Origin of the sequence: Bradyrhizobium sp. U531, assembly GCF_051710265.1 — a bacterium.
GTDB lineage: Bacteria > Pseudomonadota > Alphaproteobacteria > Rhizobiales > Xanthobacteraceae > Bradyrhizobium.
In genome coordinates this window covers 202,127-215,067 of record NZ_JASVEN010000009.1, presented here as the reverse complement: position 1 = coordinate 215,067, position 12,941 = coordinate 202,127, and the positions used below count along the sequence as shown (strand labels likewise).

Sequence of the window (12,941 nt, the reverse complement as noted above, 5' to 3'; positions counted from 1 at the left end):
AGAATGGCGGTCCTCAGTTGGACTTCGCGTTCTCTTTGGCGTTCTCCGCCGTCGGCGATCCGTCCTGCGCGGGGCGCTTTCCGCCCCCGGTGATGCGCTGCTTCAGCAGGTCGAGGAAGGGCGATGCCGCGGGCGATTGCCGGATCAGGCTCTCGGGGTCCGGGAAGATCAGCGGATCGTCCCAGGGGCCCTGCACCATGAACGGCAATTGAAAGCCGGACGCCGTATTGAGGCTCGCCACGCCCTTCATGTCGTATTCGCGCGTCGGCACCGAGGCGGTGCCGGTGAGGGTGATCTTCGCCGCCGGCCCCTCGATGCGAATATCCTCGGCGGTGGCGACCCCGTCGGCGAATTTCACCGCGATGGTGAGATTGCTATACGGCGTCGAGCCGTTGCGGAAATTGCCGCCGCCCGACAGCGGGCGCCGCTCGAGGCGCTTCAGGAGCTGCTCGGCGTTGAAGCCCGCAATCGCGCCGTCATGTCCGGTGACGGTGGCGCTGCCGTCGAGCGACTGCACGAGGCCGAACGGGCTCGAGCCCGAGGCGAACAGCGAGACGTTGATGTTGCCGCGGCCGGACAGCTTGTTGAGGCCGAACAGCTCGGTGGCGCAGGCCTGGAGGTCGACGTCGGTGAACTGGAATTGCGCCTTGATGTCGGCGATGGTGTCGGAGCGCGCGATGCCGAACGAGCCCTTGGCGATGCCGCCATAGACCTGGGCTTCGCCGACCGAGAGCGCCAGCGTGCCGTTGCGCAAGTTGGCGCCGATCGCGGTGCGGCCGAGCTTGGTCGCCCCGACCGTCAGCTTGGCTGCCGACAGGCGCATGTCGAGGTCGGTGGTCGACAATCCGTTGAGATCGAACAGCTGCCTGTTCCAGTCGCGCGCACCGCTCGCTAGCAGGCGGAAGGTGGAGATATAAGGTGTGAAGTCGAGCGCGTCGGCGGCGAGCGTCGCCTGCAGCGTCTGCCGGCCGTTATTGGCGTAGGTCATCACGCCCTCGGCGGCGTTGCCGTCGAGCTCGACATTGACGTTGGTCAGTGCGATCGAGGGGCCGACGACATTGGCGCGCGCCTTCAGCGCGAAGCGGCCGAAGCCGCCGCTGGCGGGTTGCGGCTGCCCGGTCCAGCGCAGCGCGTTGCGCAAGGAAGGGCTGTCGATGGTCAGCGTCCCCTCCATCATCGGGCTGGTGCGGTTGGCGGCGCTGCCGTCGAAGGCGAGCTTGAGCGGCGCGCTGACGATCCGCGCCTTCAGCCCCGAGCGATCTCCGGAGAGAGCGGCGACGAAATCGGAAAAGCTGATCGAACCGTCGACACGCTCGCCGCGCCAGTCGAACTGCCCGGTCGCGGCGAAGGACCGTGAGATCGAGGGCCAGGCCAGCGACAGGTCGATGTCGTCGATCTTCTCGGTGGCGTGGGTGGCGGCGTCCTCGTAATCGAGCACGCCATCCTGGATCCGGATCTCGGAGAACGAAACCTGGTTTTCGGCGCCGGGCTTCATGGTGCGCGCGATGGTCTGGATGAAGGGCGTCCAGTTGCTCTCGCCGTCCGGCTGCAGGCTGACATGGATGCGCGGCCGCAGCAGCGTCAGGTCGGCGATCTCGAACCGTTGCAGCAGCAGCGGCAGCAGCCGCAGATTGGCGGTGAGCACGTCGACATGAAGTGCGGAATCGCTGGTGCCGCCGCCCTTGAGGCCGACGTCGTGGAACGAGATGTAACTCGCCGGCAGCACCGAGATGTCGATGCTGCCCGCGACGGTGAGCTCGAGCCCGGTGACGTCGCGGATCTGCGCTTCGACGGCCTTGCGCAGCGCGTCGCGGTTGATGAGCCAGGAGGTCGCGATCAGGGCGATCAGCGCAACGCCGAGCAGCGCCGCGATCGGCGTCCCGAGGCGCTTCATTCCTTGGGCCATGGTCAATGGCGTGTCCTGATCGGGTTGGTCGTTGGAGCCAGAAAGGCGGGCCGGGAAACCTGCGTGCCCCACGCCCAAGCCTTTGTTAGGTTACAGGCCTTGCTACGTCACAAGTCCTGTTGTGTTAAGTGCCGCAAGTTGATGGGTTTTCTTGTCGCTTTCAAGGCCGCGGGCGGTTCTGCCCACGGCGTGGGCAGCTTCTACCACCACCCCGCCGAACCGAGAACCCCGTATCATTGACGGCTTTGGACGATTTCGCCTAATAATCGCCGCCAATCGGGCACGACGCCTGCAAGCCGAAGGTTTCCTGTATGAACAAGGTCTATCCCGACGCCAAGTCGGCCCTCGACGGCATTCTCAAGGACAACATGATGATCATGTCGGGAGGCTTCGGCCTTTGCGGCATCGCCGAGGAGCTGTCGGACGCGATCCGCGAGTCCGGTGTCAAGGGCCTGACGGTCGTCTCCAACAATGCCGGCGTCGATGGCATCGGGCTCAGCCGCCTGCTCGAAACCCGCCAGATCAAGAAGATGATCTCGTCCTATGTCGGCGAGAACAAGCTGTTTGCCCAGCAGTTCCTCGCCGGCGAGCTGGAACTCGAATTCAATCCGCAGGGCACGCTGGCCGAGCGCATCCGCGCCGGCGGCGCCGGCATCCCGGCCTTCTATACCAAGACCGGCGTCGGCACGCTGATCGCCGAAGGCAAGGAAGTGAAGGAATTCGACGGCGAGAAGTACCTGATGGAGCGCGGCCTGTTCGCCGACCTCGCCATCGTGCACGCCTGGAAGGGCGACACCGCCGGCAACCTCATCTACCGCAAGACCGCGCGCAACTTTAATCCGATGATGGCGACCGCCGCCAAGATCACGGTGGCCGAGGTCGAGCATCTGGTTCCCGCCGGTGAACTCAATCCCGATCATATCCACACGCCCGGCATTTTCGTGAAGCGCATCGTTGAGGTCGGCACGGCCAAGAAGCGCATCGAATTCCGCAACACCCGCCCGCGCACGGCTGCTTAATACAGGAGACTCATATGGCCTGGACCCGTGAACAGATGGCTGCGCGTGCCGCGAAGGAATTGCGCGACGGCTATTACGTCAATCTCGGCATCGGCATCCCGACGCTGGTCTCGAACTTCATCCCCGAGGGCGTCGACGTCAGCCTGCAGAGCGAGAACGGCATGCTCGGCATGGGCCCGTTCCCCTATGAGGACGAGGTGGATGCCGACCTCATCAACGCCGGCAAGCAGACCGTCAGCGAGCTGCCCTCGACCTCGTATTTCTCGAGCGCGGATTCCTTCGGCATGATCCGCGGCGGCCACATGGATTTGTCGATCCTCGGCGCCATGCAGGTGGCCCAGAACGGCGATCTCGCCAACTGGATGATCCCCGGCAAGATGGTCAAGGGCATGGGCGGCGCAATGGATCTCGTCGCCGGTGTCAAGCGCGTCGTCGTGGTGATGGAGCATTCGGCCAAGGACGGCTCGAAGCTCCTGAAGACCTGCAATTTGCCGCTGACCGGCGAGCGCGTGGTCGACATGGTCGTCACGGATCTCGCCGTCTTCACCATCGACAAGCACGGCGACGGCGGCATGGCCCTGATCGAGCTCGCCGACGGCGTCACGCTCGACGAGGTCAAGGCCAAGACCGAAGCCGAATTCCGCGTGGCGCTGAAGAACACGTAAGGTCGTCGCGAAAGGGGCGCGCATGACGATACGGTCGGCGCGTCCCGAAGACGCCGAATTCATCGCACAGACCATCCAGTCATCGCAGCGCGGCTACCGGTCGCGCGGCTGGTTCGACGTCGCGCTCGGCTGGCCCGACGCGCAATGCCGCGATTTCATCGCGCGCATCGCGGTCGCGCAGGCCGTGTCGATGTGGCACGTCTCGCAATTCCTGATCGCCGAGGTCGAGGGCAGGCCTGCAGCGGCGGTGTGCGCGGTGCCCGCAGCCGGAACGGGACCCGCCGCCTGGTGCGCGATCGAGGAAGTCGGGCGTGCGGCCGGGCTGGCTACGACGGAGCTGGATACCATCCGCCGCCGCGGCGCCTATACGCGGGCCTGCTGGGTTCAGGGCGGCGAGGGTGACTGGATGATCGAGCATGTGGCGACCGATCCCGCCTGTCGCGGCCGCGGTCTGGTCCAGGCGCTGATCGCGCATGCGCTCGAGAAGGGCCGCGCCGCAGGATTCCGACGGACGACGATATCGTTTCTGATCGGCAACGAGGCGGCCGAAAAGGCCTATGCGAAAGCAGGCTTTGTCTTTGCCGAGGAAAAGCGCGATCCCGCCTTCGAGGCGATCATCGGCGCGCCCGGCTTTCGCATGTTCGCGCGGGCGATTTGAGGCGTGGTTCGTCTCTGAACCGACACCGTCATGCCCCGCGCAGGCGGGGCATCCAGTACGCCGCGGCTTCTCGATTCAATCACCACCGTCTCGGAATACTGGATTGCCCGCCTTCGCGGGCAATGACAGCAGGGGCGGTTACGACCTCGCCGCCCACACCTTGCCGAGCCGCGCCGACACGCTCGCCACCCATGACGTCTCCTCGCGCACCAGGCGGAAGCCGAGATTGGCGGGCGGCACGCCCTGGGCGCAGCCGCCGGCGCGGGCGTCGCGGATGAAATCGGTGACATAGGCGCGGTGCGCACCCTCGGCGACACGCACGCCGCAGTTCACGGTCGGGCGGCCGGCATTGCCGGCCTCGTCGACGCGCGAGCGCACGAAGCAGGTCGAGGTCCATTCCCAGACGTTGCCGGCGAGATCTTCGACGCCGTGCTCGTTCGGGCCGAACTTGCCGAACGGATAGGCCGTGGTGTCGGAGAGGTCGCGTTCGGATTCGCGCTCATAGCGGCTGATCCAGCGCTTGGACGGATCGTTGGCATCGACCGCGACGCCGTCGTCCTTGAATTTGGAGCCGGCCGCGAAGGCCCATTCTGCATCGCTCGGCAGGCGGTAATGATGGCCCGTCTTGCGCGACAGCCAGCCCGCATAGGCTTCGGCGTCGTGCCAGTTCACCTGCACGGCGGGGCGATCGACGCCGACCGCCACGTCGCGATCGAGCGCGCGGCAGGCGCCGTCCTGCACGCAAAGCTGAAAGTCGGATGACGAGACCTGGTTGCGCATGATGTGCAGCGGCCGGTCGACGCGCATCGCGCGCAGCGGCGCTTCCGCCTGCTGCCCCGCGCGCGTGAAATCGCCGGCCTCGCGGTAGGTCAGGCTGCCCGGCGCGATCCTGACGATCGCAGGCTCGGTCGCCGTGCCACGGACCTCCATGTTCGAGACCATCGGCGCGACCGCGAGCGGCCCTGCGAGCCCCGCGACGCAGGCGAGTGCCAGTTTGAGCTTGAAGGCGATCAGCATGGTCATTCCTCGAAGAAAGAAGGGGCCGGTGATGACCGGCCCCTTGTCGCGCTTAGTTGGTCTTGGCGGCCGGGATCTCGGCGGGTGCCTTCACCTGGGTCATCAGATCGTCGTTCCACTTGCCTTCGACCTTGAAGTGCGCGGTGGCGCCGAGGTCGGCGGCTTCGATCAGATTATGCGTGACGTAGGCGTAGATGCCGGGCTGCTGGAACTTGTACAGCGCAGCTCCCGCCGAACCGCCGCGGATGAACCAGGTCTCGAGCCCGACTTCCGGCGCGTTGCCGAACTTGCCGGTCTCCCAGACGTAGTCGCCATGGCCGCCGATCAGATGCGGACGGCTGTCGCGATTGGCCTGCGAGTGCACGATCAGCACGTTCTCGCCGACATTGGCGGTCAGCGCGTTCTTGCCGGTCAGCGCGCCAGCCTTGCCGTTGAACACGACGTGGGTGGGGATCAGCTTCTTCATCACCTCTTCGGTGTCGGTGAAGGCTTCACCCGGCGAGTCGTAGGACTTGAAGTTGCCCTTCTCGTCGCGCGGCACGTACATGTCCTGCTCGCCGATGTAGTACACCTTGTCGTACTTCAGCGCGTGGCCCTTGCCGTCGTTCAGTCCGTCGCGCGGCAGCACCATCACGGCGCCGTTCATGCCGGAGACGACGTGCCAGGGGATCATCGGACCGCCCGGGGCGCAGTGATAGACGAACACGCCGGTCTTGGTCGCCTTCCAGCGCAGCACGACCTGCTCGCCGGGATTGATCAGGGTCAGAGCGCCGCCGCCGAGCGCGCCGGTCGCGGAGTGGAAGTCGATGTTGTGCGGCATCGTGTTGGTCGAGGGATTGACCAGCGTCGTCTCGACGTAGTCGCCCTCATGCACGACCATCAGCGGGCCCGGCATCGAGCCGTTGAAGGTCATCGCCTGGAAGGTGGTGCCCTTCTCGTCGATGACGACTTTCTTCTCTTCGATGGTGAGCTTGAACTCAATGATCTTCGGGCCCTGCTTGGTCGCCTGCTCGTGAGCATGCACGAAGGGCGGAGCAACCAGCTCGACCTTCTGGCGCGGCAGTTTGAGATCGTCGGCAGCCAAGGCGGGGGTCGCCAGCATCAGAGCGGTCGCTGCGGCGCCGATCAATGCGACTCTGCGGGTGAACATCGTAGGCATCCTTCATCTGGAAAGGTTTTTGATGACGGATGCACTCTGCGCCGATCGTGGCTAGAGAGTTTGCGCTGCGACAAGTTTTTGCCGGATTCGGCTCCGCAACAGTACTTAGGTGTCTTATCGGAGCAGGATCGGTGACACGACGTTAACCGCGTCAGCCGGCGTGATGCGGATGTCGAGGCCGAGCGACCAGCGGCCGGACAACGGTGCCGACATCTTGACGCGCCACTGATCATTGCCGATGCGTTCGGCGTTCGCCGTGATCGGCGCTACGCCATGCTCGGGATTGCCGAGCGTGACCGCAACTGCATCGGCGCGCAACGGCAGCTCGTTCGCGTCTTCGAGCTGGATCGCGATCTCGACCGGACCGGCGCGCCCCGGCGAAACCGTGACGTTGGCCATGGCCTTTTCGGCGTGAAGATGCGTGAAGAAGCTCTCGTCCTCTTCGGATGCTGCTTCAGGTGCGGCCGCTGCGGCCTTCTCCTTGCGGTGCTCGGGCTCTGCTGTCGCGGTGCTCTCTGCATTTGCGGGCGCCTGTGCGCCGATCGCCTGTACGTCAAGCGTCACGTTCACCTCGCCGGCATGCTCGAACGACAGCTTCACCGGCATCTGGTCGCCGGCATGGAGCGGCCCGTCGAGGCCGATGAACATCAAATGTCCGCCGCCGGGCGCGAGTGTCATGATCTGTCCGGGTGCGATGACGAGCCCGTTGTCGAGCGGGCGCATGGTCATGACGCCGTCGTTGACGGTCATCTCGTGAATCTCGGTTCGAAGCGCATGAGTGGCTGATGCAGCCTGCAAGCGCTCCGCTGAATGGCCCCTATTCTCGATCGTCAGATATCCACCGGCGACCTTGGCTCCGCCGGGCGTTGCCCGGCTCCAGGCCTTGGTGATGACGAGGTCGCCGCGGGTCGTGTCGGCTGCAAAGGAGGGCGATCCGGCAAGGCATGTCAGGACGACCGCGCCGGCGAATGCACGCTTGGATGTGATCATGATCGGAGCCTTTGATGCCGCCCTGTGGGAAGCCTTGGGGAGAGCCTTCGGAAGTCTTGGAGAAGGCGCGACTAGAAGAGATGCTTTGCCAGCCAGATCATCGCCCAGATCGCCAGCGACGGCACGGCGATGACAGCGATGACGGCGGCCAGGCCGCCCGCGATGCCGGACGGGGCCGGTGCGACCGGGGCCGGCCGGAAGTCGTCGAAACGCGGGATATGGCCGCGGACGTCGAGCAAGGACAGAATAATTTCGAGTGCAAGAAGCCTCATGGGCAAACGCTCCGGATGCCGTGCCGATTTCCGTCATCATGGCCCGGGACCGGCCGCTGTGCTTTGCGCAAGCGCAATCTCCAGGCCCGGCCGACTTTGCGCGAGCGCAAGGTCGCTCCCTCGGATCCGGGGTAATGGGATGCATTCCGTGATTTGCCGTGGTGTCTGCACACGGCCGAAATTTACGAATGGGTAAGACATGAGAGCTGATCTTGCGGCGAGCTACGGCGAAGAACGGTTGCCGCGCTACACGAGCTACCCGACCGCACCGCATTTCTCGAAGGCGGTCGGACCGGACGCCTACGCCAGCTGGCTGGCGGAGCTGCCGGCGGGCGGCAGCGCGTCACTCTATCTCCACGTCCCGTTCTGCCGCGAGATGTGCTGGTACTGCGGCTGTCATACCCAGATCGTTCGTCGCGACGAACTCATCGCCGGCTATCAGCGCACGCTGCGCAACGAGATCGGACTGGTCGCCGAGACCATCGGCCGCCGCATCAAGGTGGAGCACATCCATTTCGGCGGCGGCACGCCGACGATCATGCAGCCGGAGGCGTTCGCCGAGTTGATGGCGACGATGCGCCAGAAGTTCTTCGTGCTGCCCTCGGCCGAGATCGCGGTCGAGATCGATCCGCGCACCCTGACCGCCGACATGGTCGAGGCGATGCGCCTGTCCGGTGTCAACCGCGCCAGCCTTGGCGTGCAGAGCTTCGATCCCGTGGTGCAGCGGGCGATCAACCGCGTGCAGAGCTTCGAGCAGACGGCGTCCGTGGTCGAGCAGCTTCGGGGTGCCGGCATTACGGGTGTCAATTTCGACCTGATCTACGGGTTGCCGCACCAGACCGTCGCATCCTGCCTGGATACGGTTCGCCGCAGCCTCACCCTCGCGCCCGACCGCTTCTCCGTGTTCGGCTATGCCCATGTGCCCGATTTCAAGAAGCACCAGCGCATGATCAACGAGGGTGTGCTGCCTGACGGTCTCGCGCGTCACGACCAGGCCTGCGCGATTGCCAACGCGCTGAAGGAGGCCGGTTACGTGCAGATCGGGCTCGACCATTTCGCGCGGCCCGACGATTCCATGGCGGTGGCCTTCGAGGATCGGACGCTGCGGCGCAATTTTCAGGGCTACACCACCGACAAGGGCGAGGTCCTGCTCGGCTTCGGCGCGAGCGCGATCGGGCATTTGCCGCAAGGCTACGTCCAGAACGAGGTGCAGATCGGCGCCTATGCGCAGAGCATTGCCGCCGGCCGCCTCGCCACCGCGAAGGGCTATGGGCTCACCGACGACGACCGGCTGCGCGCCGACATCATCGAACGCATCATGTGCGAGTTCAGCGCCGACATCGGCGATATCTGCGCGCGCCATGGCGCGGAGGCCGAGCCGATGCTGAGCGCGGCCGCACGTCTGAAGCCGCTGATCTCCGACGGCGTCGTGAGGCTCGAGGGCAATCGCCTCGCAGTCGCAAAAGACTCGCGTTTCCTGGTCCGCAGCGTTGCCGCCGCGTTCGATGCGCATCTCAATCCGGCAAAGCAGCTGCACAGCCGGGCTGTGTAAGCTCTCTCCGGTCATTCCGGGCGCGCCCGTTGGCGCGAGCCCGGAATGACAAGCTGGGGAACTGGTAGCAGCTTGCGCTTCGACAACGAGACTCCGGTCCGTTCTGCTAGTTTCGTGTCGGAACGGAGTTGTCCATGTCCTTTGGAACCGACGATCTGGTCGACGACATCATGCGCACGGCGCCGCACACGATCCGGGTGTTTCTGGCCTTCAGGATGGCTTGTGTCGGTTGCCCGATCGCGACCTTCCACACGGTGGATGACGCTTGCCGCGAGCATAACGTCGACCGCGAAAAATTCCTCGCCGCACTGGTTGATTGCGTGCCGGCGTGAAAACGGTCTGGAGTTCGCGCGCGCGCGCGCGGATTCTCGGGTGCGGGGCGGCTTTCGCCGTAAGCGGAAGCGCCCCCACCCCTATAGCTTGGGTCGAGGCGTCTGGTCGCCGTCACACCGCGCCGCTGTCGGCGCTCCGCTCCGCCAGCACCACGATGCCGTGCGGATCGCGCAGGATGATGCGCTGACGGCCGCTCTCGACGAGGCCCTGGCTTTCCCAGCCGCTCAGGATGCGGCTGACCGTGTGCAGCGTCGTGCCGGTCATCTGTGCGATGTCCTGGCGGCTGATCGGGAAATCGATCTCGATGCCCTGGTCGAGCTTCTTGCCGGATTGTTTGGCGAGGCGCAGCAGCGCATGCGCGACGCGCTGCTCGACCTGCTGGGTCGACATTTCCAGGATACGTGTGTGGCTCTCCTGCAGGCGCGTGCCGACGGCCTGGAGCGTGTTGGCGGCCAGCGAGGGAAATCGCTCGACCAGCCGTGGCCAGGCCGAGGTCGGCCAGATCAGCACCACGCTGTCGTCGACGGCGATTGCGGTCGCCGGATATCTTGCGGCGCCGATCGCCATGGCGAGCCCGAAGGTTTCACCGGGCGCGACGTAGCGCACCACGATCTGCTCGCCGGTCGGCGTGGTCTTGGCGGCGCGGACATGGCCGTGCAGCAGCAGGAAGAAGGATTGCGCGTCCGCGCCCTGTTCGAAGATCGCGCTGTTCTTGGGATAGCGCGCCGAACGGGCCTCACGCAGGATCTCGTCCAGGGCTTCCGGCGTGACTCCCGCAAACAGCGGCAGATGCGCAACCAGCGATGTGTCGACCTTGGCCATTCTGTCTCCTTGGCGCTTGGGAGTGTGATGGCACCTGCAATCGTCTCGCAGTTTGCGATAGCGCAAAACGGGACGGCCGGGTGGCAGTATTTTTCCTCAAACGACGGTCTGAACCTATTGGAGTTACCCCATGGCTGGCACCCGATCTCGCAATTATGAGGGCTGGCCGCTGTTTGCGAACAGTTTTCGGCCCTTTTTCCTGCTCGCCGCGATCCAGGCGGGGCTGTCGATCCTGGCCTGGCTGCCGATGTTCTATGGCGAATTGTCGGTGAGTTCCGCATTCGCGCCGCGCGACTGGCACGTCCACGAGATGCTCTACGGCTTCCTGCCGGCGGTGATCACCGGGTTTCTGTTCACGGCCATCCCGAACTGGACTGGCCGGCTGCCGATCCAGGGCACCTCGCTGGGCGCGCTGGTGATGGTCTGGCTTGCCGGGCGTGCGGCGGTGACGTTGTCGGCCGATACCGGCTGGGCGTTCGCGCTCCTCGTCGATGCCGCCTTCCTGGCACTGGTCGTCGCCGCCGCGGCCCGCGAGATCATCGCGGGCGGCAACTGGCGCAATCTGCCGGTGGTGGGGCTGGTGTCCGTTCTGCTCGCCGGCAATGTCGCGTTCCATCTCGAGGCGCACTATCGCGGCGCGGCCGATGTCAGCATCCGCGTCGGCATCGGCGTGGTCATACTGCTGATCGCGCTGATCGGTGGCCGCATCATCCCGAGCTTTACCCGCAACTGGCTGGTCAAGTTCAATCCGGGCCGTCTGCCGGTGCCGTTCGCACGCTTCGACGGCGCGGTGATTGGATGCAGCGCGCTCGCGCTCGTCTTCTGGGTCGTGGCGCCGCTGAACGTCGTCACCGGCGGTCTGATGGCGCTGGTCGGCGGACTGCATCTGGTGCGGCTTGCGCGCTGGGCCGGCGATCGCACCTTTCGCGAGCGGCTGCTGGTGATCCTGCATGTCGGTTACGTCTTCGTGCCGCTCGGCTTCATCCTCCATGCCTGTGCGGTTTTCGGCGCGCTGCCGCCGAGCGCCGGCATCCACGCCTGGATGACGGGTGCGGCGGGCACCATGACGCTCGCGGTGATGACCCGCGCCAGCCTCGGCCATACCGGACAGGCGCTGACGGCTTCGCCGGCAATCCAGGCGATCTATGCCGCGGTCATCATCGCCGCTCTGAGCCGGGTCGCTGCCGTGGTGTTGCCAGCGCAGAGCGACGCCTTGCTGCACATTGCGGCCTGCGGCTGGCTCGTTGCGTTCCTCGGATTTGCCGTTGCCTTCGGCCCGCTGCTCGCCGGCAGCCGGCGGCGTGCCCTTGCCACGATGGGCGTGCCCGCGCCGGCGCGCTGAACTCAGGCCGCGGTCGCCGTCGGCGTATCGGCGGGCGGCGCCTGCGGCCGCACACCTTTCCGCCAATCCGTGATGGTGCAGCCAAAGTGGCCGCGGAACCAGCGCGCCATGGCGCTCTGCGCGGAGAAGCCGAGCTGCACGGCGATATCGGCCAGCGGCCGGTCGGGGTCGTCGATCAACTGGATCACGAGATCGGCGCGTTGCGCATCGAGGATGGCCGAGAAGCTGGTGCCTGACGCGGCGAGATGGCGGTGGATGGTGCGGCGGGTGCAGGCGAGATGCTCGGCGACGCGATCGACCGTGCAGTCGCCGCTGGCGAGCAGGATGCGCACGACCTCGTCGACCTTCTTCTCCCAGCTTGCGGGCCGTGTCTCGATCGCCTCGATCCGTTTGCGCAGATAGGTGGCGATCAGCGGATGCGCGCTGGGGATGCGGCGCTCCATGTCATGGGCCGACAGCAGGATCGCATCATGCTCCGCGTTGAAGGTGACGCGGCAGCCGTAGAATTCGCGGTAGCGCTTGCGGTCCTTCGGCGGCGGATAATGCAGATGGACCTCCAGCGGCCGCCAGTCATGGCCATACAGCGACTGGATGATGCGGTGGACGCTGCCGAGCGCCATGTCGATCGACTGGCGTGGCGCGATCGGCTGACGGCCACGCAGATGCAGCGTGACGGTGACGGTCTGCTTTCCGCGCGCGACGTCCAGCCGCATGCCGTCATGATGGATATGGATGAAGCGCGAGAACGCTTCGATGGCTTCGCCGACGGTCGCCTGCTCGCGCACGATCAGGCCGACCGCGCCGAAATTGGTCAGGCCGCCGCGCTCGGCGAGACGCAAGCCGAAATCTTCGGCACCCGACGCCTCTGCCGACAATTCGAGCAGACGGCGCAGGCCGGCAACGGCGATGGGAGTGTCGGGCTTGTCGAGGCAGGCCAGCGGCAGCCTGGCCTTGCGCATCATCTGTTTCGGGTCGAGTCCGACCGACCGGGCGACGTCCGGGTAATAGCTCAAGCCTGCGCTGCGAATGAGGTCGGTCATGCGAACCGTTCCTGTCAGGCATTCCCGCAGATGTCCCCAAATGTAAAGTTTCTGTCTCAATCCGTCAAATCCCGGAACCGGACCGAACATACATAGGTGAAACCGAAGCACGGGCGTGAATGCCGTGCTTATCGACGGCGGGGCGCGATGGGGCCCCCGGCCGTCT

Annotated in this window: 13 protein-coding genes; 6 read left to right on the top strand and 7 right to left on the bottom strand. The window is 65.6% G+C overall.

What is annotated here, in order from left to right; genetic code table 11:
- Nucleotides 1-13 precede the first annotated feature (13 nt).
- The gene (locus QRQ56_RS31775; protein ID WP_438745310.1) at nt 14-1,906 is read right to left on the bottom strand and encodes an AsmA family protein; all 1,893 of its coding nucleotides are present in this window, start codon (nt 1,904-1,906) and stop codon (nt 14-16) included.
- Between the two features lie 311 nt (nt 1,907-2,217).
- On the opposite strand from QRQ56_RS31775, the gene QRQ56_RS31770 reads away from it, so the two are divergent.
- Genes QRQ56_RS31770 through QRQ56_RS31760 form a run of 3 tightly spaced genes read left to right on the top strand, consistent with a single transcriptional unit; the run spans nt 2,218 to nt 4,248 of the window.
- Nucleotides 2,218-2,925, top strand: coding sequence for a CoA transferase subunit A (locus QRQ56_RS31770; RefSeq protein WP_011089830.1), 708 nt, complete (start codon nt 2,218-2,220; stop codon nt 2,923-2,925).
- A gap of 14 nt (nt 2,926-2,939) precedes the next feature.
- Entirely contained in the window at nt 2,940-3,590 is a 651-nt protein-coding gene (locus QRQ56_RS31765; RefSeq protein WP_438745308.1) for a 3-oxoacid CoA-transferase subunit B, read from the top strand.
- A gap of 22 nt (nt 3,591-3,612) precedes the next feature.
- Nucleotides 3,613-4,248 carry a GNAT family N-acetyltransferase gene (locus tag QRQ56_RS31760; protein WP_438745306.1) on the top strand — a complete coding sequence of 212 codons (636 nt, stop codon included), beginning with the start codon at nt 3,613-3,615 and terminating at the stop codon, nt 4,246-4,248.
- Nucleotides 4,249-4,386: 138 nt separating this feature from the next.
- Here QRQ56_RS31760 and QRQ56_RS31755 read toward each other — a convergent pair whose 3' ends face one another.
- From QRQ56_RS31755 to QRQ56_RS31740, 4 genes are all read right to left on the bottom strand, one after another.
- Nucleotides 4,387-5,265, bottom strand: a complete 879-nt coding sequence (locus QRQ56_RS31755) for an SUMF1/EgtB/PvdO family nonheme iron enzyme (RefSeq protein WP_438745304.1) — start codon at nt 5,263-5,265, stop codon at nt 4,387-4,389.
- 52 nt (nt 5,266-5,317) lie between these two features.
- Nucleotides 5,318-6,415: a copper-containing nitrite reductase gene (nirK, locus tag QRQ56_RS31750; protein WP_438745303.1), complete on the bottom strand. Its 1,098-nt coding sequence runs from the start codon at nt 6,413-6,415 to the stop codon at nt 5,318-5,320.
- Between the two features lie 123 nt (nt 6,416-6,538).
- Nucleotides 6,539-7,414, bottom strand: coding sequence for a copper chaperone PCu(A)C (locus QRQ56_RS31745; RefSeq protein WP_438745301.1), 876 nt, complete (start codon nt 7,412-7,414; stop codon nt 6,539-6,541).
- A gap of 71 nt (nt 7,415-7,485) precedes the next feature.
- Nucleotides 7,486-7,686 (bottom strand): hypothetical protein, encoded by a 201-nt coding sequence (locus tag QRQ56_RS31740; RefSeq protein ID WP_438745299.1) that lies wholly within the window; start codon nt 7,684-7,686, stop codon nt 7,486-7,488.
- Nucleotides 7,687-7,885: 199 nt separating this feature from the next.
- Here QRQ56_RS31740 and hemN point away from each other — a divergent pair, with 199 nt between their 5' ends.
- Entirely contained in the window at nt 7,886-9,238 is a 1,353-nt protein-coding gene (gene hemN, locus QRQ56_RS31735) for an oxygen-independent coproporphyrinogen III oxidase (protein ID WP_438745297.1), read from the top strand.
- A 134-nt stretch (nt 9,239-9,372) separates the two neighbouring features.
- Complete coding sequence (locus QRQ56_RS31730; protein ID WP_438745295.1) at nt 9,373-9,570, top strand: DUF1858 domain-containing protein; 198 nt, start codon at nt 9,373-9,375, stop codon at nt 9,568-9,570.
- Nucleotides 9,571-9,682: 112 nt separating this feature from the next.
- On the opposite strand, the gene QRQ56_RS31725 is transcribed toward QRQ56_RS31730, so the two are convergent.
- Nucleotides 9,683-10,393 carry a Crp/Fnr family transcriptional regulator gene (locus tag QRQ56_RS31725; RefSeq protein ID WP_097660108.1) on the bottom strand — a complete coding sequence of 237 codons (711 nt, stop codon included), beginning with the start codon at nt 10,391-10,393 and terminating at the stop codon, nt 9,683-9,685.
- 130 nt (nt 10,394-10,523) lie between these two features.
- Here QRQ56_RS31725 and QRQ56_RS31720 point away from each other — a divergent pair, with 130 nt between their 5' ends.
- Nucleotides 10,524-11,735 (top strand): NnrS family protein, encoded by a 1,212-nt coding sequence (locus QRQ56_RS31720; RefSeq protein WP_438745294.1) that lies wholly within the window; start codon nt 10,524-10,526, stop codon nt 11,733-11,735.
- Nucleotides 11,736-11,737: 2 nt separating this feature from the next.
- On the opposite strand, the gene QRQ56_RS31715 is transcribed toward QRQ56_RS31720, so the two are convergent.
- Nucleotides 11,738-12,775 (bottom strand): AraC family transcriptional regulator, encoded by a 1,038-nt coding sequence (locus QRQ56_RS31715; protein WP_438745292.1) that lies wholly within the window; start codon nt 12,773-12,775, stop codon nt 11,738-11,740.
- Between the last annotated feature and the right edge of the window lie 166 nt (nt 12,776-12,941).

Excerpts from the sequence above, each read along its gene's own strand:
- QRQ56_RS31775 (WP_438745310.1), bottom strand. The coding sequence starts at position 1,906 with ATGGCCCAAGGAATGAAGCGCCTCGGGACGCCGATCGCGGCGCTGCTC.
- QRQ56_RS31745 (WP_438745301.1), bottom strand. The coding sequence starts at position 7,414 with ATGATCACATCCAAGCGTGCATTCGCCGGCGCGGTCGTCCTGACATGC.
- QRQ56_RS31755 (WP_438745304.1), bottom strand. The coding sequence starts at position 5,265 with ATGCTGATCGCCTTCAAGCTCAAACTGGCACTCGCCTGCGTCGCGGGG.
- QRQ56_RS31730 (WP_438745295.1), top strand. The coding sequence starts at position 9,373 with ATGTCCTTTGGAACCGACGATCTGGTCGACGACATCATGCGCACGGCG.
- QRQ56_RS31765 (WP_438745308.1), top strand. The coding sequence starts at position 2,940 with ATGGCCTGGACCCGTGAACAGATGGCTGCGCGTGCCGCGAAGGAATTG.
- QRQ56_RS31720 (WP_438745294.1), top strand. The coding sequence starts at position 10,524 with ATGGCTGGCACCCGATCTCGCAATTATGAGGGCTGGCCGCTGTTTGCG.
- QRQ56_RS31725 (WP_097660108.1), bottom strand. The coding sequence starts at position 10,393 with ATGGCCAAGGTCGACACATCGCTGGTTGCGCATCTGCCGCTGTTTGCG.
- QRQ56_RS31770 (WP_011089830.1), top strand. The coding sequence starts at position 2,218 with ATGAACAAGGTCTATCCCGACGCCAAGTCGGCCCTCGACGGCATTCTC.
- QRQ56_RS31740 (WP_438745299.1), bottom strand. The coding sequence starts at position 7,686 with ATGAGGCTTCTTGCACTCGAAATTATTCTGTCCTTGCTCGACGTCCGC.
- hemN (WP_438745297.1), top strand. The coding sequence starts at position 7,886 with ATGAGAGCTGATCTTGCGGCGAGCTACGGCGAAGAACGGTTGCCGCGC.
- QRQ56_RS31760 (WP_438745306.1), top strand. The coding sequence starts at position 3,613 with ATGACGATACGGTCGGCGCGTCCCGAAGACGCCGAATTCATCGCACAG.
- QRQ56_RS31715 (WP_438745292.1), bottom strand. The coding sequence starts at position 12,775 with ATGACCGACCTCATTCGCAGCGCAGGCTTGAGCTATTACCCGGACGTC.
- nirK (WP_438745303.1), bottom strand. The coding sequence starts at position 6,415 with ATGTTCACCCGCAGAGTCGCATTGATCGGCGCCGCAGCGACCGCTCTG.